We start from the raw sequence: 20754 nt of genomic DNA, 5'->3' as shown, positions 1-20754 counted from the left end.
CCCAGCCCTTAGGACTTTGGCAACGATATTTAACCTGAACTCTGAATAACAATCGGTTTGCTAGCTGCTGTTATGCAAAAGTGTTGCAGTTTTTGTCATAAAAACATCGCCTTTACTGAGCTAAATTGACCCTATCAGCACCAAGCGCAAATTTTTACTATATCGCTCTACATTTTGACTAGACAACAAATATGAAACTTCAGCCTTTTTTACTGCATCAATCGCGGTGGTTGCTACTAGTGCTACTCACACTGGTTGCCATTACCATCACGGCCTATACCTCAGTATTGCGACCACTGTCGGACGTCAATTGGCTCGATAGCCTTGGTGAAGGCGGCCTCACACTGATGACACTGATTTGGATTGCGGTGACCTTGCTCACTCGACCAAAAGGGCTCGTCACTAACCTACTGTTTGCAGGGTTGAGTACCATGTATGTTTCTATGCTGTGGGATTTTTTGGATGAGATGGTGGTATTCACGCCCCATTATTTAACCAGTTTTGAAGCGATCCCTGCTTGCTTTGGCATGGTGCTGATGAGTATTTCAGCCTATTACTGGTATAAAGAACAAAGCATATTCAATCAAACCTTAATGAAAAAAGAGCGTTTTTATCGTGACCACAGCATGACCGACTTTGTCACCGGCCTTTACAGCGTAGAGTATATGCAAAATCAAGTTCGCCACGAACAATCCCGCCTTGCCAATGGCAATAGCCCATTTTGCTTAACGCTATTCGATATATGTGATTTTGCCGCTTATTCTCGCCAGCATGGTATGCAAAAAAGTAATCAGTTACTGCGCGATATTGCCGATATGCTCTCTTTGAGCATGCGTGAGAGTGATCTGCTATGCCGTTTTGCAGCGGATAAATTTGTGGTCGTTCACCCACAAACCAATCATGTTCAAGCCCAAGCTTTTGCCAACCGTGCGGCAGAATTTATCGCTCGCCATGCCAACTATGATGACGGTGAAAACCAGCCGCAATATAGTGCAGTGAGATGGAGCTGTATCGAAGTTGATGACAAACACCGTGAATTTGAATCTCTGATAGCAGCGCTTGTGAACGAGCTGAATCAGGCCAAGGAAGCCGCGGCTTAATGTCCTATTTTGAGTGCCAAACAAAACAACTTGCGAGTCGCTATTTTGCACTCCCCTTGGTGGAGCTGGCTTCTCAGCGCGGTGTACATGCAGACATCATTTTGAAAGGCAGTAAATTGTTTTATACCGATCTGCACGCTAATCCAACCTGCATTAGTTATGAGCAGTTTGAAACAATAGTAAGCAACCTTGTCAGTCAGGCGAGCTGTCAGGAAGTCAGTTTTATTTACGGCCAATACCTACTTAATACGCTGATCAGTCACCATGCCGAGCTGCTATTTAATTGCCACACCATACAGCAATTACTCAAAGTACTTCTGCTTAAAGGTTTGGATATATTGCCTTTTTACCACGTTAGAAAACTCCAGACAGAAACAAGCTGCCATTTACTGTTTTCACCCGCCATTGCAGAAGGTAAGCCTGCGATCACCCGATTTTTATGCGAAACCATGGCAAGCCTTTGTTGTGGCTATCTTAAGTGGCGCAGCCCAGAAACCGCCTTGACATTGCAGTTTCCGTATACAAAGCCAAAACAAATCGCGCAATACTTAAGCCATATACATCTAGCTTACAGCTTTGATCACAGTGATTTTGCCGTTGTAATGAGTAACCAAGCTTTAGCTCAGCAACAAATTGGTACGTTCCCTTATTTAGTGGCTCGGCAGTTAAAGGGCTTGCCCTCACCACAGCGTGGGTTTCTCGCCCAGCTGCACCGCTTACAATTAAAATATCCTAAATATCATAGTGAGCAAATCGCTGAAATGATGGGCATGAGCGCTGCAACTTTTAAACGCAAACTCAAGCTACATCAGACTACTTTTATTAACGAAAAAGACAGGTTGCATCGTCAACAAGCCATGTTTTACGTGACCGAGCAAGGCTATTCCAATGAACAAATTGCAACCGCTTTACAGTTTAGCGACATTACTAATTTTCGCCGTGCATTTAAGCGCTGGACGGGATTAACGCCTTCCTATTTTCGTAAGATTTAACTTTATCCCCCATTTTTTCTTCTACACTGAAATGGATCTTGCGGTTACTAGGTCTTTTATAACGTGACTACGTTTCGATAATCCCAGGGGCTGCTTACCTTTGCTGTTTTATTTTTGTTCTTCTGAGTGAGTTTTGATCGCGGCGCTCGACTTGCCGCATAGTGGGCTAAGCTAAAGTTGAGCAACAAAGAACGAAGCACACTCAGGTGAACCCGAAGGGCAGCGCTTGATTGCCATTTCTACTGTGTTATCGCCAGACTTACATAGAACAACTATGCTACGCTGGCTCTGCCTTGTATAAATGGCAATCAAACTGCTGCAAAAACAAACTTGAAAGATAAGCAGCCCCTTGGCCGAAGCTAAGCACGTTAATAGATAACAAAGAGGATTAAAAAAATGAAAGCATTAACGGGCGCTGCAATGGCGATAATGGTAGCGGGTTTAGTGGGTTGTAATAGCACAGAAAACAATTCCACAAACGCACAAGCTGCGACAGCTGCGACAGCTGAAACAGATTTAGTGCATTGTTATGACGTCAATACTTGCGGCGGGCATAACGATTGTAAAACCGCGAGTAATGCCTGCTCAGGACAAGCTTCTTGCAAAGGCACTGGCTTTGTTGCCATGCCGAGTAAAGCGTGTAGTGATGTCGGTGGCAATCAAAAAGACGCATGGGTTGGCAGTGTCGCAAAGGCCGACCTTGTGCACTGCCACGATGTCAACGTTTGCGGAGGCCATAACGATTGTAAAACAGCAAGTAATGCTTGTGCGGGACACGCTTCTTGCAAAGGGACTGGATTTGTCAGCATGCCAGCAAAGGCCTGTGCTGACATTGGTGGTAAAGCGGAAAGCTAATAAGCTTTAACCTCGGCGCGTGTTTATCTATCAAGATTATTATTGCAATAGATAAACACGCACAATGCATTAAAAGAGCGCAATTATGTCAGTACCCTTTCTGGGCTTTGGTCTTGGCCTACGCACGTGTTATTTTGACGCTATTATCGACACCCGACCCCAAGTAGATTGGTTTGAGATTATCTCTGAAAATTACTTTGTCGACGGCGGCAAGCCTTGGTATTACCTCTCGCAGATTAAAGAGCACTACCCCATTGTGATGCACGGAGTATCGATGTCGATAGGCAGTACTTCGCCCCTAGATATGAATTACCTTGCGCAACTTAAACGCACCATCGCACGGGTTGAACCCGAATGGGTGTCAGATCACCTTTGCTTTAGCAGCTTAGGCGAATTTAATAGCCATGATTTATTGCCACTTCCCTACACTGAAGAAGCGCTGATACATCTCACCGCAAGAATCAAACAAGTGCAAGACTACCTTGAGCGTCCAATGATCTTTGAAAATGTCTCAAGTTATTTAAACTACAAACAATCTGAGCTGACAGAGTGGGCGTTTTTGAGCGAATTACACCAGCGTACCGGATGCCAGTTATTGCTCGACATCAACAATGTATATGTAAGCTCACGCAATCATCAATTCGACCCAATGACTTACCTAAACGCCATACCAACACAAGCGGTCGCACAAATTCACTTGGCTGGCCATAGCGATTTTGGGACACATATTGTTGATACGCATGACCAACCTATTTGCGAAGAGGTGTGGAGTTTGTATCGCCAATACACTCAAAACAGATCCCCTATTAACACCATGATTGAACGTGATGATAACTTTCCTGAACTCGCGGGATTATTACAAGAGCTGAACTTAGCCAAAGGAATAGCCCCTAGCAGTTGGAGAACATATGGCTGATCTCGCCGCGCTGCAACACGCCTTTATTGCAATGCTAAAAGGCGATGACAGCCAATTAATAGCTGAAATTGAATATCAAAGTGGCCTAAATGTCGCACAACGTGCGCAAATATACACTAACGCTTACCACGTCAGATTAAAAAAAGTGTTAGAACAAGATCATGAAATTCTTGGCTTTTATTTGGGTGATGCCCTGTTTGATGAGATGTTCTCGGGCTATCTAGAGCACTTTCCTTCGCGTTCGACTTCATTGCGCCAGTTTGGCGACGCGCTTCCTGAATATTTAAGTCAATTTGAGCCATTTAAGCTCTACCCTATTCTCACTGAAATCGCACAATTTGAACGTACATTACTCAGTGCATTTGACGCAGAAGATGCGCCTCAATTGGGACTTGTGCACCTACAAAAAATTGCAGCAGCACAATTTCCAAACTTGCAGTTTACTTTTCACCCCAGCGTTCACTTATTGGAATTTACACATAATGCGGTCGACAGCTGGCAAGCGTTAAAGAACAGTACACCGGTCCCTGAAGTGTCGACAAAACCAAACTACTGGATACTCGCCAGAGAGCGCGATATGCGCACTGGGTATCACTCGTTAACGGAAGCCGAATTTGCTTGTCTACAAAGCATGAAGAACGCGCTGCCGTTTAGTTTTGTCTGTGAATACGCAGCTGAGCAAAGTGATGATTTAGCACAAGGCACAGCAATGGTGATGCAGTTACTGCAAAAAGGGCTTAATTTGGGTTGGTTTAGTGGCTTTAAAGTTGCTATATAACCTGAGCTGCGAATAATTAATGCCTTTCTAGCAGCCAGTTTTAGCGCTAACTGCGTTGAATTCACTTCCAATAGCCAGCTATTGGTGCGTAAATTCGCCTTGTTTTCCCTAAAACTCTCTGGCTAGACAAGGAAAAAACTAAGTTATTCTTTAGAAACAATGAGTTGGAACATTCCTTATCCAAACCTCAGGTTATATAACCGCGATATTCAACAAAGCGGCATGGAAAATGAGGATCAAAGAGAAGTTAAAGCTGTATCAACCAAGTTTGATAATAAGCATGGTTTTCACCTTGATTGGCATTGTCCTTGTTAACAATTCAAAAGTCAAAAACCAAGCTTAAATGTAAAGATAAATTAACAAAAAATCACATACCCTATACTTATTTGGAATTTTTCTAGCCTATTTATTCCTCTTACCCTGTCGCGTTACCCCTCCCTAAAATCAAAATTAACTAATTGTATTTATTTACAATATATAAAGAACAAGCATAAATCTCTCGCTTATTTGGTCAGCTAATCTATGCATTAAAAAACACATTGTAAATTTTTTTTATATTTTTTGTTTATTTTTTAAACTTTACTTCTATCCTAGTGTAACCAGTCGAAATTATGTGCAATTTTTATTTAGCTGGCGTTGTTCATTATCTCAAAACAAACGCAATCAAGCGTTGAACTTTGGTGAATAACGCATCTACAGCAGCTAGATAAGTTCATAACCTTGAGATTGGTAAACACAATTAAACAAAACAACATGCAAGGAACAACAAAATGCGTAAATTAAGTGCTATTAGTTTTGCAGTATTAGCGGGTTTGACTTCAGTCAACGCACAAGCCGCTAAAATACTTAGCGTAGAGTCAAACAAAGCAATCGATGATCAGTATATTGTGGTGTTCACAACACCTTCTGTTTTAAATGTCAAAGACAGTAAAGCGGTTGCAGCCTTCGCTAATAAGCAAGCTAAAGCGTTACAGAATAAACATAACGTAAGCATTACAAAAGAGTTTGGTGGCGTGCTAAACGGTGTGGTGATTAACGCATCGGCAAAGCAACTAAAAGGTCTGCTTAATAACCCAAATATTGACTATATCGAACAAGACCAAGTGGTTACAGTGACCCCAGCTATCACAGCAAGCGGCGACCAAGCTAATCCAACTTGGGGTCTAGATCGCGTCGATCAACGTAATCTACCGCTAAACTCAAACTACCATTATGATTTTGATGGTACTGGCGTAACGGCCTATGTTATCGATACGGGTGTTCGCATTAGTCACAATGAATTTGGTAACCGTGCATCACATGGTTATGACTTTGTTGATAATGATAATGATGCAACAGACTGTAACGGTCATGGTACCCATGTTGCAGGCACAATTGGTGGCGGTGAATATGGGGTAGCGAAAAACGTCAATATCGTTGGCGTAAGAGTATTGGGTTGTAACGGCTCGGGTTCATATTCAGGCGTTATCTCTGGTATCGATTGGGTTAAAAACAATGCATCAGGCCCATCTGTTGCTAACATGAGTTTGGGTGGTGGCGTTTCTCAAGCGGTTGATGACGCAGTAAATAACGCAGTTGCCTCAGGCGTTAGCTTTGTTGTTGCGGCGGGTAATGACAATAGCAATGCCTGTAATTACTCACCAGCACGTGCAGCCAATGCAATCACTGTGGGTTCAACCACAAGCAGCGATGCCCGTTCTAGTTTCTCAAACTATGGTAACTGTCTAGATATTTATGCACCGGGTTCAAGTATTACTTCTGCTTGGTATAACTCAGATACATCAACCAATACCATCAGCGGTACTTCGATGGCCGCACCGCACGTTGCGGGTGCTGTTGCGCTATATTTGGATGAAAACCCAAGTCTAAGCCCGTCACAAATTGATAGCTTGCTGAGCCAACGCTCATCAAAAGGTAAAGTCTCTAACCCACAAAGCGGTTCACCTAACGAGCTACTTTATACACTAGCTGATGGCACTGATCCGGACCCAGATCCAGATCCAATCACAGAGCTAGTTAATGGCCAAGGCGTCAGTGCATCTGGTGCATCTGGTCAGCAAACCTTCTATAAGTTGGTTGTTCCAGCAGGCGCTAGCGCACTGAACTTCTCACTTGCTGGTGGTACTGGCGATGCCGACCTGTATGTACAGCAAGGCTCTCAACCAACGCTGAATAGTTACGCTTGCCGCCCCTATCTGGATGGTAATAATGAATCATGCGATTTCACCAATCCGACTGCAGGTGATTGGTATGTGATGCTAAATGGTTACGCTGCGTATGCAAATGCGACCCTCACAGGTACTTACTCATCTGATCCAGGTGGCTGTGGTAGTAATTGCTTAGAAAATGGCATCCCAGTAAGTGGTCTAGCTGGTGCATCTGGCCAAGAGTTGCAATACACCATTGATGTTCCAGCAAATGTAACATTAACAGTAGCAAGCTCTGGTGGTTCTGGCGATGCAGACTTGTATGTTCGTAAAGGTGCGGCACCTACGACATCAACCTATGACTGTCGTCCATTCTTAAATGGTAATAATGAATCTTGTAGTTTAAGTTCAGGTCAAGGTGCAACCTATTACATCAAGTTACGTGGCTACTCTAGCTTCTCTGGCGTAACGCTTGTTGCAAGCTACTAATTGGCTTTATTACAAATAAATCTCATTTCGTTTGGGGTTTATTGAAAAAACAAGTACAGTGGTGGCTCGTTTGAGCCGCCATTTTTGTTTTTAATGAGTATTGTATTAGATCTCTACAGCCAATTATTACATCAAGGGTTTTATGACCATGTGTCTGACGGTGAACTACACACCGAAGTGCCGCTCATCTGTAGTAGTATCTCGCAAGTAAAGCTCGATGGCATTATTTACCATCGCACTGCGCAAACTGCGGCGATGATGCCTGAAAACTATGGTAGTTTGATCCTTATCTCTGAAGGAAATGGTTGGTGGCTGACTGAGCAATCCTTGCAGCGTGCGGATCTAACGCAGTTAATCTATCTTGAAGCAAATCAAAAACATGTTTTTCACCTTCCTACACAATACCACGCCGTTAGCTTCAACTTTCCAATCAATTGGCTCGTATCTCGAACCGGCAAGCGGCTTTTGCATGGACAAGCACTGACAATTCCCTCTGGTCTATCAACATTATTCAAAAGCGCCTTAACCGCCACAACGCTAAATTTAACAGCGGCAAAATGGCTTGAAGATGAAATTGTACTGCAGCTAAGCGCTTGCCAGCCGACCCAATTACCAAGGTCGCCACTGGCGGATTTAAAACGGCTCATCTCTACACATGCAAGTGATGAAGCATTTTGTATCGACATGCTATGTGAGCACTCTGGCTGGTCAAAACGTTATATTCACAAACTCTTTGCCGCATCTGATCTGAGTGCCAGTGAATATCTGATCCGCACCAGGCTCACTCACGCTTATTTTGACTTACTCAATAGTTCCTCATCATTAAATCAAATTGCTATTGATAGCGGATTTAAAAATCAGGCGCACTTCAGCCGCCGTTTTAAGCAATTATTTTCTCTTTCACCCAAGCAAATTTCACAACGAGTGCACTCTTAGACAAAACTGAACCATACAAATATATATAATAAGAATCACTCTCATTATCCATAGTAGTAGAACAATGAAAATTAACACGCTCTATGCTGCAGTGTGCCTCTCACTGCTTTCTCAAACCACCAGCGCCAATGAAAGCCAAAAAGATGAGTTAGAAAGAATAGAAGTTCAGGGCAGCCAATACAAAAGTACCGGAACAAAGTCGTCTTTAGCACCAATCAACGCGCCCTTTTCTATTTCTCATATAGATCAAGACACCCTGCAGCTACGCCAAGCTGACTCGGTCAATGCTGCGTTGCGCTATGTTTCTGGTATCACACCAGAAAGCCGCAGTACAGTCACCATTTTTGACCAATACACTATTCGCGGTTTTGAATCTTATCGAAACTATTACGATGGCCTAGAACTGCAATCTAACAATCTTTGGAATTTATATCCTCAAGTTGATGCCTTTGCCACCGAAACCATTGAGGTGCTAAAAGGTCCAGCGTCAGTACTTTATGGCTCAGCACCGCCAGGTGGCATGGTTAACCAAATCGCAAAGCTTGCCAATGGCACTGAGCAAACCCAGGTTCGCCTAAGACTCGGTAGCAGAGCGCTCAAAGAAATCGGCGTTGATCATGGAGGTGTGATCACCGATGAATTAAGCTATCGTGCCATTGCGCTATCAAGAACAAGTGATGGCCAGCAAAAAACAACTGAAGAAGAGCGCACGGTATTTGCACCTTCACTGCGCTGGCAACCGAATCATGATACGGCGTTAACAGCACAACTTTATTACCAAGATGATCCCAAAGCCATACCGTCCACTCCCCTACATAGTGTTGGTACACTCACTCGTGCAAGTTACGGTTATCTAGATGCCGATGCATTTGCAGGCGATATCAATTGGTCTAATTTTGATAGAACAACGCTAATGGCAGGGCTAAAGCTGGAGCATAATTTATCCGACGATTGGTCTTTGTTTGCTAATTGGCGTTACACCGATGCAGAAGGCCTGCAGCAAAATACCTACAACCAAAACTTAACTGCTGATAGCGACACCATACTTGCCCGTGCAGCCTATAAAACCGATGAAACGCAACATGGCTATGTTTTAGACAACCAATTGTCTACTAACTTTACGGTTGGTGGCTCATCACATCACTTGCTCTTGGGTTTTGAATACAAAACCTTAAGCTCAACCGTAGGATATTGGGATACACTCGGGACTGGCACGCCAAGTATTAATCTAGCAGCGCCCAATTATGCAGCGTTTGATGTAGGCGCTTTGCCACTTAACTTCTATACCGAAGCGCACGATATTGAACAAAGTAACCGTGCGTTTTACATCCAAGACGAAGTGACAATATCAGCGCTAACCCTCTTGGCTGGTCTTAGATACGATAGTTTCACCAGTGATGTTACTGCTGATAAAAACTACGCTGGCACCGAGTGGCAAACGGAATCAAATATTGATGACACCCAACTCACCGGAAGAATTGCCGCACTTTATCAGCTGGATTCTGGTTGGCGACCTTACGTAAGCTATAGTCAGTCATTTGAACCCGTTGCAGGAGAAGATAGCGTAACTCAACAAGCCTTCAAGCCAACTGAAGCAGAACAATGGGAACTTGGCGTTAAATATCAATCTCGCGATACACAGCTAACATTTGCGGTATTTGATCTCACCAAGCAGAACGAAATCATTAACAGCAAAGACTTTGTCACGAAAACTCAAGCCGGTGAAATCCAGTCCAAAGGTATTGAGCTTGAGGCTTCTCACACCGTTAACCAACAACTCGATGTGCAGTTTAATGCCACGCATCTAGACCAGAAAGTCACTAAAAATGAATTAGACCACGATTTGGTGGGGAAACGCTTAGTATGGGTGGCTGATAACACCGCATCGCTGTGGTTGAACTATTATCCAAACTTGCTAGACGCACTTAAAGTGAGTGTTGGTGCTCGGTATGTTGGCGAGAGTTATGTTGGTAAATACAACTCAGATACCGTGCCATCCTATACCTTATTCGACATCGCCTTTGATTATGAACTCAGCGAGCAAGCTAGGATCACTTTTAGTATTAGTAACCTCAGTGACAAGCGATACGTTGGCGCATGCTATGACGAAAGCAACTGCTGGATGGGTGCTGAGCGCAAAGCCGATGTTGGTCTCCATTACCGCTTTTAATCTCTCACCTAAGAGAGCTTACGAAAGGATTTAAAGGGACGGATGATTTAAACGGACACCCACCTTAACGCTCCAGCAAGCATTGAGGTGGGTGTCCTTATTAATTCATCTCTTTATTCATTCTCATTTAGCTTTAACTCAAAGGAAAACAATGCGTAAAACACTATTTAAATGGCACAGTGCAATGGCATTAATCGCGATACTGCCGCTCGCCGTTATGTCTGTCACAGGTAGCATGTTGGTGTTTAAATTCGAGATAGATAGCCTATTACTTCCAAAGCAAGCGACATTGACTTATCAGGACCAAAACGTCCAACGTCAGCCCATGAATGCGCTCGTTAACTATGTCGCAGACACCCATCCAAATTATGAAATTGGTAGCTGGGAAATATTCGATGACAGCTACGAAGCTGATAGAGTCTATTTATTAAAGCATGGCACAGACACGTGGTTTAAAACGTATCTGGATCCGTACGCAGGCAAAATGCTAAGCGAGCCTGTGGGTATTCACAGCGACTTTACCGATTTTATTCTTCACCTACATTACACCTTACTACTCGATGATGTGAGTAAAACCTTTCCACACATGGGTGTCGTTATTGGTTTAGCAGTGGCTATACTTTTTACCTTGCTCGGTGTATCTGGCTTAGTGATATACCGACGCTTTTGGCGGCGATTCTTTAGCTTTAGGCGACAAGCTCCTCGGCTCGTCATGATGAGCGACCTACATAAGGTAATTGGCATTTGGAGTGCGCCAGTATTGCTCGCGCTCGGCATTACTGGCGTTTACTTTAATGCAGTGGAGTATTATCACGAGGCTTTTGAACACCAAGAAGATGAGCACCATATTGTCAGCCACGCAATGTTTAATCACTCATTAGATTTTGATGCCATGATGACCCAAAGCCATCGTGCGGTTAACGGACTTAAACCAACCTACTGGCTATTTCCATTTGAGCCAGAGCAAACCAACATTACCATTTTTGGTAGCGTTGCCGATGCCAACCCGTTCATTAGTAACTATGCAGCAACGGTTAGCTTTGACGCGCAATCTGGTAAACAAACCTTTGCCTACGATATTCGAACGGCGTCTACTGTAGACCGGGTAATCGACAGTTTTAGAAAACTTCACTTTGGCCACTTTGCAGGGCTTACCAGTAAAGTAATTTGGTGCATTATGGGACTCGCCCCCGTATTGCTTGGTTTTACTGGGTTATATTTATGGTGGCAAAGAAAGCGTAAAAAACTCAAGAGTAAGAAAAACCGTCAACTCGCCTTAAGCTGACGGTTCAAGTTTCGATCCAAATCCGTTATTGTCGTTATTATCAGCAAATAACGAGCAATCACTATGAAACAACTTGGGCTAATTGGCGGTATGAGTTGGGAGTCAACACAAAACTACTACCAGCTTATCAATCAAACCGTTAAAGCAAAGCTTGGCGGGCTACACAGTGCTAAGCTTTGCTTGTATAGCGTCGACTTTGCCGAAATTGCAGAGCTTCAAGCAGCTGGTGATTGGCAGAAAATGACCACCATTTTGGCAGGCGCTGCTACGTCGTTGAAGCTTGCAGGCTCAGATGCCATTGTGATCTGTACCAACACCATGCATAAAATTTCAGATGAAATTAGCGCAGCGTCAGGATTACCGGTACTGCATATTGCCGACGCAACCGCGAAGCGACTTAAAGACGACGGCGTAAAACGCATCGCACTATTAGGTACGAGGTTTACGATGCAGCAAGACTTTTATAAAGCACGATTGCAAGACCTTCACGGCATTGAGGTCATAACACCTGATGGGGACCAGCAAGCTTTGGTCCACGACATAATTTATGACGAATTATGTTGCGGTGAAGTCAACGCAAGCTCAAGGCAAACTTATCTAGACATCATCGATGCACTCTATCAACAAGGGGCTGAAGGGGTAATTTTAGGTTGCACAGAAATAGGTTTGCTCGTTCAACAAGTGCATACTCAAGTTCCTCTTTACGACACTACCAAGCTTCATGCTGAAGCCGTTGTAGAGTGGTCACTTGGGGTAACGTCTTGCTTTATTTATGAGTAATATCAAACTTTGTTGTAATTAAAAAAATAACAACGAAATCGCTATTGTCGCGATTACTTGGCTCCTATAGAATAAAATCTCACTTACTCTAGGGCCTGTTGACCTTTGCTGTTTGATTTTTGTTCTCCTGAGTGTGTTTTGATCGCGACGCTCGACTTGTCGCCTAGTAATCTAGGCAAAAGTTGAGCAACAATGAACAAAGCGCACTCAGGGGAACCCAAAGGGCAGCGCTTGATTGGCATTTCTACTGTGTTATCGCCTAACTTACATAGAATAACTATGCTACGCAGGCTCTGCCTTGTATAAATACCAATCAAACTGCTGCAAAAACAAACTTGAAAGGTCAACAGGCCTAATTAAATCAGGGATGTATTATGACCCAATACGACGAATATAAAGTTATCCATGTAGTTGAAGGTGGCTGCGGCACACTATTACTTGGCTCAAGTGGATTACCGTTAAAAAAGCTTGAAGCAACTTTAAATATGGAAGCGCAAGATGGCTGGCAGCTTGTTTTCCAAGTTATCGAAAACAAACGTTTTATGCTGTTTTGGAGCCGCGAAGCCGTGATCTTAACACTTGGTCGTAAACGTGCTTAAACGCTTTGCTCTGTCTGCCATTCGCCGCTATCAAGCGAATGGTGGAGCAAAAGCCCACTTCAATATAAGTTGTAATTTTACGCCGTCATGTTCTGAATATACCTATCAAGCAATCGAAAAATACGGCTTCTTTAAAGGCGTGCGTATCGGCTTTTGCCGTATCAAGCGCTGCAATGACCCAGATTGTATTGAAATAAAGTCAGACCCCCTACCGTAACCTAATCCTAGGAGTTTGCATGGACGAAATAGCATTAAGAGAACAAGAAGAAGCGTTGAGGAACCAAGTTGCTCAGCTAAGTCCTGAAGCGCGCAAGCAGTACTACCAACTAGAAGAACAGCTAGTAAAAGATCCTGATACTTACGCCGTACTCAATTACTTCTTTGCCGCAGGTTTACATCACTTTTATCTGGGTAAAACAGCACGAGGTGTAATTAACCTCACCTTGATGCTCTTAGGGCTTGTATTTATTCTCTTTTATGGCTGGGTTCTGCTAATTTTAGTGTGTTTAATTGAGCTACCTCAGTTATTTAACAGCCAAAAAATAGTGAGAAAATACAACATCGATGTAATGCGAGAAGTACTAGATGAGCTCAAAGATACACAACAGAATCAAGCAATCTAAAGAAACGCAGTGGCTTTGGATTATAGCGGCCACGGTTGTGGTCGTTTTATTTAGTGGTTATCAGTTTTATACCAAAGGCGTGCCTTACTTCGCTAAAGAGATCTCGGCCTCATTGCCCAAACAAATCTACCAAATCATCGACGAAGGAAGCCTAAACGAGCTAGATAACTCGGAATTTTCTGAATCAAAATTAAGTGAAATCAAACAGCAAGAGACTCGCGCTTTATTTGTCTCATTGCTTAGCGCCAATGCATCGAGTGAACGTGAATTTAAACTTGAATTTAGGCAATGGAAAGATAAAGCCAATGCCATGGCACTGGCCAATGGTAGCATTGTGATCACCGATAACATGGTCGAACTGGCATCGACTCAACAAGAGCTTAGCGCAGTGTTACTCCACGAAATTGGCCATGTTGAGCATAATCACGTAATGGAATCTCTTGTGAGCTCGTCTATCGTATTTGTCAGTTTGAGTGTCGTATTGGGTGACATCTCTGCGCTCTCAGATCTAATGATGCAGGGCGCAATGTTAGGTATTAACCAAAATTACTCTCAGCAAGCTGAACTCGAGGCTGATTTGTACGCGCACAACAAGCTAATGACGCTGTATGGTAATAGTAACGCAATGATCTCTATATTCGAAAAGCTCGCCAAGGAAAGCGACGAACAGCATAGTTGGTTAAGCACACACCCAAGCTTTGAGCAACGCATCGAGCAGCTGCGACAAAAGCCATGATCCTTACAGGTTAAAGTGGGTGTCTTGTTAAATTCTGCTCAGTACAAGCTTTTAAAACAACTTTTAAAAAGACACCCACCCATTTACCATTTAGTATTTCATTTGTTAAATTGACTAAGGCAATCTACTCTTAACATACATTCAAAGGATTGAAGGTATCTAATATGGCCACTGCACGCTGCCGACAAATTTGTCTATCAGAAACCAAATATTATCACTGTATTTCTCGCTGCGTTAGGCAAGCCTACCTTTGCGGTCAGGACATAGCCACTGGGCGTTCTTACGAGCATCGCAGAGATTGGGTCGAAGAAAAGCTACTCGCCCTTAAAAAAACGTTTTGCATTGATGTCTGTGCATATGCGGTTATGAATAACCACACTCATATAGTTCTGCACGTTGATATTCAAAAAGCCAAACGTCTAACTGACAAAGCTATTATCATTCGCTGGCACAAGCAGTTTAAAGGCAATTGGCTCACACATAAGTTTATTCGTAATGAGCCATTATCAGATGCGGAAAGATCAATACTTGATAACACTATCAATATATATCGATCACGCATAACCTGTATAAGCTGGTTTATGAGAACTCTTAATGAGTATATTGCACGACGAGCAAATCGAGAAGACCAATGTACAGGTCGGTTTTGGGAGGGGCGCTTCAAATCACAAGCACTACTTGATGAAGCTGCACTTGCTGCGTGCATGGCTTATGTTGATCTAAATCCCATTCGCGCTAACCTAGCTAAGCTACCTGAAGAATCTAAATACACGAGTGTAAAAAAGCGTATTGAATTAGCCAAACAAGGTAAGCAACCTCGCTCACTATTCCGATTTGCTGGCAATCCGAGAAAGCATATGCCTAAAGGTATACCGCTTGAGCTGTCATCATATATCGAACTGGTCGAACTCACAGGGCGTTGCATAAGAAGTGACAAAATAGGTTACATTAAAAACAAACAACCGATTTTAGACAGGTTAAATCTAACCTCTAAGAACTGGATAACCCTGACAACACAATTTAGTACTGTGATCCATGGAGCTGCTGGTAACTCAGCAGCAAAGCAAAAATATTGTGATTCACTCTCAATTCAACGGCGTTCAAATATATCCAATTGCGTAGTACTTTTTGGTTAATCATCAAATCAATTGATAATTGAGAACCTAGACCAATTGCGCCTTAGCGAGAAGCAACATAGTTTGCTTATTCATGCATCCATAATGCAGGCCAATCATAAACTTCAGAAATGGCTCTAGAGATTTCATGGATTAATTGAAAGCCATTGTCTGAGTTTGTCATAACGACAAAACCTCGGCCAACACTAGCAAAAGACACGGCATAACAAGTATACCCAGCATTCCCACCACTATGTCTAAATCTATAAGCGTTACCTTCTCCATCGAGTCCTATTCCTGTGCCACCAGCACCGGGAACTCTAGTAAGCATGACTTTCGCAAGATGTGGAGATAATAAGCTTTCGTCATCACCACGATAGGACTTACCTAGAGCAATCATAAATAATGCTAAATCAGAAGGAGTACTCCATAACCCCGCAGCTGCCTTTTCAGGATATAGCCGATAACCTCCAGCGATCATATTTGCTTGTAAATCATGACCTTTAGCAACTCTATATTGAGGCAGATTCAGCGACGCTAGCTTAAAAGAGCTGTTATTCATGTTTAGGGGCTTTAATACCTGCTTTTCCAATAACTCAGAGAATGGCAGCCCACTACTATCTTCCATCAACAGTTGCAAAACTGTCATGCCACCACCTGAATAAAACTCAGACTTCCCTGGTGTTTGAAACACTCTAACTGATGGGGAATTACTCAACTCACTCCCTTGTAAAACCTGTACGAGCGAAGGAGTTTTTTGGTTTCTGCCATAACCAGCGAACCCTTGTACATTGAGCCCTGAAGTGTGACTCATAATTCGACTGGGTGTCACTTTATTTTCTTTAGTAAATTTATTATTGGGGACCTGCCAGCGTGTAAGCTTACTGTTTACATCTTCATGTAGTCCAAAACGACCTAGCTCTATCATCTTAAAAGCACCAAAGCTCGTTACAGCTTTAGAAATAGAAGCAGCCTGAAACAGCGTATCCGGCGTTACATTCACTTTTGAGTACTCATCTGTAACGCCGTAACCTTTCGACCAAAGAATATGATTATTATCAAAAACTGTAATGCTAACCGCAGGGACGCGGTATGTGCTCATTCTGGATTGAAGTGTACTCGCTGTTTCACTACTCACTCCGCTATCATTAATTTCGCGAATACTCTGCTCGAACACTCGTTGTTTATTTACATAATCTGGTGCTACAGCTTTCAACTTTTGTTCTGCACAACTCACCACAGTAACCAGAGCTGCCACCAGTGTGATTTTCATGACTCTCATATATCAGCCTTAATATTCAAACGCTAAAATATTATTGTCGTATTGAGGTCTTAAAAAGTTTGCTTTGACGACAATTAAGTTTCAAACATCAAACTAACTCTATCGCCTGTATTGTTGGCATATGCAGACACCCACTTTAGCGTCACCGTTTAAAAATGGGTGTCTTTTTAACATTCTCTCTCCGAGAAGCGATGAGCAACATAGTTGGATAAGCACACACCCAAGTTTTGAGCAGCGCATTGAGCAGCTACGGCAAAAGCCGTGAATCATAAACAGGAATAGCATTAATGCACTGAAAAGTTGTTAAATAACTCCAGCTATTAACACTGACTGTTTCCTTATACCGTACAATCCCATTACATTTTTTAACTTGCAATCTATGTTTCTAAATTGGAGAATCTGTTTTTAAATGAATCACGGGTAAAAAATGAAACCATCTAAACTTTATCTACTACCTATAACAGTAGCCAGTATCAGCACATTTCTCACGGCCTGCACATCTGAAACAGAATCTGATCTGTTGAAAACAAACGCAATTAGTGCGGATATATCAATAAATTCAAATGGAGAAAGAGCCCGAATTGTGGCCGAGTTAAATGTTGGGGACTCGTTCGGCTCTAATGTAAATTTAAGCGAAGGCGATACACTAAGAGCGATCGTAAATGGTCAGACGATCCAATTGATTAAAGATACTGACATTCTAGATATTGATTACGAGGGCAGATCCTCTGTTGTAACTGGTAACAGCCTATATACTATCCAGTTAAATCGGAAGAAGGAAGAAAATGCTTCAGCGTCAGTTGAGCTTCCCTTAGGCTTCCTGATACTTACCCCCGAAGCAGAGAAAACTTTTCGATATGATGAAGATATTGAAATTCATATTGATGGAATAGACTTAGCGAGTGAGACATCTCTTATCGTTAACTATGCATGCCCGAATAATACGGGCGGGTTAGTGACAGGCTCTTTCTCAACACAGTTTGGAAACTCGACAAGCAATACATTCAATGCAAAAAGCGCTAGCCTCATAGATCTAGAGCAGATTGCAACTTCAAAACCATGTGAATTTGATATGGAAGTTCAGAGAGTTAGAACAGGCAGCTTTTCTGGTGCACTTAAAGACAATAGTTTAATTAGGGGTATCCAATCAAGGGTTATTAAAGATCTAGAGTTTACTTTTTAGTTTACATAGCTTTTGAGTAGTCACAGCGTTAAATGCCTCACCCTGTTTCTTCTAAATTTAAATGGGTGTCTTTTTAGCCGCTTTCGCTTTAGCCGTACTTTAGCGTAGAAAAACGAAACCAAAGTGGAGCGAGTCCACTTTGGTTTAAGATAAAACAGAACTAGCTAGTACTGCTCAGTAGCCCTTTTTTAGTCTTCTAGTATCGCTTTGTACAAAACGATACTTCTTTGCAAGTGCTCTTTCCTTGTCTCTCTTATCTTTTAGGCTGGCGTTGTTTCTTTGATGTTCACTTCTTAGTTTTATGAAGTTGTTGAAGCGCCTAACTTCAAGCTCTCCATTCTCTATCGCTTGCTGAACAGCACATCCGGGCTCATTTTGATGCGAACAATCACTGAAACGGCAGGCACTTTCTAACACTTCAATTTCAGCAAATGTTTTACTGACCCCTTGTTCGCAGTCGGCTAGTTGGATCTCCCTCATTCCTGGCGTATCGAGCAACACTGAGCCATTGCCCATAAAATGTAACGAGCGAGCGGTTGTCGTGTGCCGCCCTTTTGCATCATCTTCACGGATTGAACCAGTGAGCTGCTCTTTACACCCTAACAGTGTGTTCACCAAGCTGGACTTACCCACACCAGATGAACCTACAAATGACAACGTTTTTCCCGTGCTACACCAAGCTTTTAGACACTCAACGGAGCTCTGCTCCAACGCATTTATCGCTTCGACTGTCAAAAATGGGTCCAACTCCTGAACGAGTTGTACTTGCTGTTGCCAACCGTCAACCAAATCCTTCTTAGTCAAAACAACAATTGGCTCCACTTGCGCTTCATTAGCCAGTGCTAAGTAACGTTCGATCCGGTTTAGATTAAAATCCCGATTTAGCGAGCAAACAATAAACAGGCAATCGATATTTGCGGCTATCAATTGCTCCGCGACTTTACTGCCAGCAGCTTTCCTTGAAATAACCGATTTGCGGGATAATAGCCTAATAAATTGATAATTTTCATCTAACAAAACCCAATCACCAACCGTCATACTAGGCAGTGATACATGAGTAGCTAAAGAAATTTGCCGAGATTGCAACTGGATTAAATAATTACTTCTGTGGTGCGCTATCACGCGGCCAAGATTTGATGATTCCAATTCTGTTAGTGTCAGTTGCTGTTGAAAAAATGCTTGCCAACCAAGCTGTGTTGGCGAATAAGATGTATTCATTATAAAATCTCAAAAATGCAGAAAGACTGCAAAAATCAAGCAGGGTTAATGAATATCATTGACCCCGGAGAAGCCTGTTAGGCATCACACCGGGTAAAAGGAGTAAGAATTTAGAAGAGACGAAAGTTAGAGTCTACTAATCACACCTAGCTACAACTTTTACCGGGTGGCTCAATAAAACAATCATCAAATTCTCCTTAAACTTTTTTGAATACCGCCGTAGATTAGCACTGAAGATAGGCGAGGTAAACCAAGTATTTCACGCAACTAATTTCAATAATAGATAAAAGTTTTGTGTTTAAAGCGATATCAATCACGCAATTTTTTTGTATGTTATCTGGGCTAAAATAAGAGCAGACGCTGATCCGCCTGCTCTTGTGATTTTAATAAGCTTACAACGCCAGCATTAAAATCTCTTTCGCCTTCGCTAAATCAATATCGCCGTGCTCACCTAGCGCCGTCATGCCGTTCTTTTCTAGATTAGCGATAACTTCTTGTACTACTTTTTCGTCTAATTGATAATCAGCTAAACGCGTTTGCACCGCCATCGACTCAAAAAAGTCTTGAACTGCTTTTATCGTTTGGTCAATCTGCTGTGCTTCGTCAGCGGCTGTAATACCGAATACACGCTCACCAAGTTGCTTGATTTTCTCGGCTTTTTTGTCTCGTTGCACATACATCACCGCAGGTAATACAATCGCAAGCGTTTGCGCGTGGTCAAGGTTATACAACGCCGTTAGCTCGTGACCAATCATATGCGTTGACCAATCCTGTGGTACGCCTTGACCAATAAGGCCATTTAGCGCCATAGTTGCAGACCACATAACGTTTGCCCTTACATCATAATTGTTAGGCTCGCTTAACGCCTTTGGTCCTTCGCTGATAAGCGTTTGTAAAATACCTTCTGCGAATCTGTCTTGCAGTGGCGCATTTACTGGATACGTTAAATACTGCTCAATCACGTGAACAAACGCATCCACTACCCCATTACTCACTTGGCGAGGCGGCAGTGAATAGGTGTATTCTGGGTCAAGTACCGCAAACTGCGGCTGCACTGTTGGTGACGAAAACGCACGCTTTTGCGAGGTTGCCTTTTTAGTAACCACTGAGTTGCCGTTACTCTCAGAGCCAGTCGCAGGTAAAGTAAGCACAGCACCAATCGGCAATGGGTTGCTAAAGCTTGCGCCTTTTACCAAAATGTCCCAAGGCTCACCGTCAAAATTAAAAGCTGCCGCCACAAACTTTGCGCCGTCAATCACACTGCCGCCACCAACCGCAAGAATAAAGTTCACATCATTTTGCTTTGCCGTCGCGACCGCTTGCATTAGCGTTTCGTATGTTGGGTTTGGCTCCACGCCACCAAATTCCACAACCTCAACACCTGTCAATGCGCTCATGGCTTGGTCGTATACGCCATTGTTTTTAATCGAACCACCGCCGTACAGTAGCAGCACCTTTGCAGCCTCTGGTAAACGTGAGGTGATTTCACTCATTTGGCCTTTACCAAAAAGAATTTCGGTTTGATTTTTAAATACAAAATTAAGCATGTT

The 20754-nt window shown here is 42.9% G+C and carries 20 protein-coding genes; 17 read left to right on the top strand and 3 right to left on the bottom strand.

Going from position 1 to position 20754, the window contains the following annotated elements; all coding sequences use genetic code 11:
* Positions 1-191: 191 nt before the first annotated feature.
* The 16 genes from NH462_RS18955 to NH462_RS18880 all read left to right on the top strand — a co-directional run bounded on the left by NH462_RS18955 (position 192) and on the right by NH462_RS18880 (position 15542).
* Positions 192-1100, top strand: coding sequence for a GGDEF domain-containing protein (locus NH462_RS18955; protein ID WP_253107231.1), 909 nt, complete (start codon positions 192-194; stop codon positions 1098-1100).
* A complete protein-coding gene (locus NH462_RS18950; RefSeq protein WP_253107230.1) occupies positions 1100-2092 on the top strand; it encodes a helix-turn-helix domain-containing protein in 993 nt (330 codons plus the stop codon). Before NH462_RS18955 ends, NH462_RS18950 begins: the two co-directional genes overlap by 1 nt.
* 396 nt (positions 2093-2488) lie before the next feature.
* Positions 2489-2947: a hypothetical protein gene (locus NH462_RS18945; protein WP_253107229.1), complete on the top strand. Its 459-nt coding sequence runs from the start codon at positions 2489-2491 to the stop codon at positions 2945-2947.
* 85 nt (positions 2948-3032) lie between these two features.
* The gene (locus NH462_RS18940; protein ID WP_253107228.1) at positions 3033-3863 is read left to right on the top strand and encodes a DUF692 domain-containing protein; all 831 of its coding nucleotides are present in this window, start codon (positions 3033-3035) and stop codon (positions 3861-3863) included.
* Positions 3856-4641, top strand: coding sequence for a DNA-binding domain-containing protein (locus tag NH462_RS18935; RefSeq protein ID WP_253107227.1), 786 nt, complete (start codon positions 3856-3858; stop codon positions 4639-4641). The genes NH462_RS18940 and NH462_RS18935 overlap by 8 nt, the downstream gene beginning before the upstream one ends.
* Positions 4642-4800: 159 nt before the next feature.
* On the top strand, positions 4801-4956 hold the full coding sequence (locus tag NH462_RS18930; RefSeq protein WP_253107226.1) for a hypothetical protein: 156 nt from the start codon (positions 4801-4803) through the stop codon (positions 4954-4956).
* 455 nt (positions 4957-5411) lie between these two features.
* The gene (locus NH462_RS18925) at positions 5412-7277 is read left to right on the top strand and encodes a S8 family serine peptidase (protein ID WP_017217619.1); all 1866 of its coding nucleotides are present in this window, start codon (positions 5412-5414) and stop codon (positions 7275-7277) included.
* 93 nt (positions 7278-7370) lie between these two features.
* Positions 7371-8213 (top strand): response regulator transcription factor, encoded by an 843-nt coding sequence (locus tag NH462_RS18920; RefSeq protein ID WP_253107223.1) that lies wholly within the window; start codon positions 7371-7373, stop codon positions 8211-8213.
* Positions 8214-8277: 64 nt separating this feature from the next.
* Positions 8278-10383 (top strand): TonB-dependent siderophore receptor, encoded by a 2106-nt coding sequence (locus NH462_RS18915; RefSeq protein ID WP_253107221.1) that lies wholly within the window; start codon positions 8278-8280, stop codon positions 10381-10383.
* A gap of 151 nt (positions 10384-10534) precedes the next feature.
* Positions 10535-11668 (top strand): PepSY-associated TM helix domain-containing protein, encoded by a 1134-nt coding sequence (locus NH462_RS18910; protein WP_253107219.1) that lies wholly within the window; start codon positions 10535-10537, stop codon positions 11666-11668.
* 63 nt (positions 11669-11731) lie between these two features.
* A complete protein-coding gene (locus tag NH462_RS18905; RefSeq protein ID WP_010369817.1) occupies positions 11732-12448 on the top strand; it encodes an aspartate/glutamate racemase family protein in 717 nt (238 codons plus the stop codon).
* A 374-nt stretch (positions 12449-12822) separates the two neighbouring features.
* Complete coding sequence (locus NH462_RS18900) at positions 12823-13047, top strand: DUF4177 domain-containing protein (RefSeq protein ID WP_010369821.1); 225 nt, start codon at positions 12823-12825, stop codon at positions 13045-13047.
* Complete coding sequence (gene yidD / locus NH462_RS18895) at positions 13040-13264, top strand: membrane protein insertion efficiency factor YidD (RefSeq protein ID WP_010369825.1); 225 nt, start codon at positions 13040-13042, stop codon at positions 13262-13264. Before NH462_RS18900 ends, yidD begins: the two co-directional genes overlap by 8 nt.
* A 19-nt stretch (positions 13265-13283) precedes the next feature.
* A complete protein-coding gene (locus NH462_RS18890) occupies positions 13284-13670 on the top strand; it encodes a membrane protein (RefSeq protein WP_010369828.1) in 387 nt (128 codons plus the stop codon).
* Positions 13633-14406: a M48 family metallopeptidase gene (locus NH462_RS18885; RefSeq protein ID WP_253107217.1), complete on the top strand. Its 774-nt coding sequence runs from the start codon at positions 13633-13635 to the stop codon at positions 14404-14406. Before NH462_RS18890 ends, NH462_RS18885 begins: the two co-directional genes overlap by 38 nt.
* Positions 14407-14570: 164 nt before the next feature.
* Complete coding sequence (locus tag NH462_RS18880; protein ID WP_253107215.1) at positions 14571-15542, top strand: transposase; 972 nt, start codon at positions 14571-14573, stop codon at positions 15540-15542.
* Between the two features lie 67 nt (positions 15543-15609).
* Here the strand turns inward: NH462_RS18880 and NH462_RS18875 are convergent, their stop codons facing one another.
* Positions 15610-16794: a serine hydrolase domain-containing protein gene (locus NH462_RS18875; RefSeq protein ID WP_253107214.1), complete on the bottom strand. Its 1185-nt coding sequence runs from the start codon at positions 16792-16794 to the stop codon at positions 15610-15612.
* A 436-nt stretch (positions 16795-17230) separates the two neighbouring features.
* On the opposite strand from NH462_RS18875, the gene NH462_RS18870 reads away from it, so the two are divergent.
* Positions 17231-17986: a hypothetical protein gene (locus NH462_RS18870; RefSeq protein WP_045965579.1), complete on the top strand. Its 756-nt coding sequence runs from the start codon at positions 17231-17233 to the stop codon at positions 17984-17986.
* 174 nt (positions 17987-18160) lie between these two features.
* On the opposite strand, the gene rsgA is transcribed toward NH462_RS18870, so the two are convergent.
* Both rsgA and NH462_RS18860 read right to left on the bottom strand, forming a co-directional pair.
* Complete coding sequence (gene rsgA, locus NH462_RS18865; protein WP_253107211.1) at positions 18161-19204, bottom strand: ribosome small subunit-dependent GTPase A; 1044 nt, start codon at positions 19202-19204, stop codon at positions 18161-18163.
* Between the two features lie 392 nt (positions 19205-19596).
* Positions 19597-20751 (bottom strand): iron-containing alcohol dehydrogenase, encoded by a 1155-nt coding sequence (locus NH462_RS18860; RefSeq protein ID WP_253107209.1) that lies wholly within the window; start codon positions 20749-20751, stop codon positions 19597-19599.
* Between the last annotated feature and the right edge of the window lie 3 nt (positions 20752-20754).

This window comes from Pseudoalteromonas sp. OANN1 (assembly GCF_024124685.1).
Taxonomy (GTDB): Bacteria; Pseudomonadota; Gammaproteobacteria; order Enterobacterales; family Alteromonadaceae; genus Pseudoalteromonas; species Pseudoalteromonas piscicida.
Note: the sequence above shows the minus strand (reverse complement) of the source record. Positions and strands in the feature narration are given on the sequence as shown.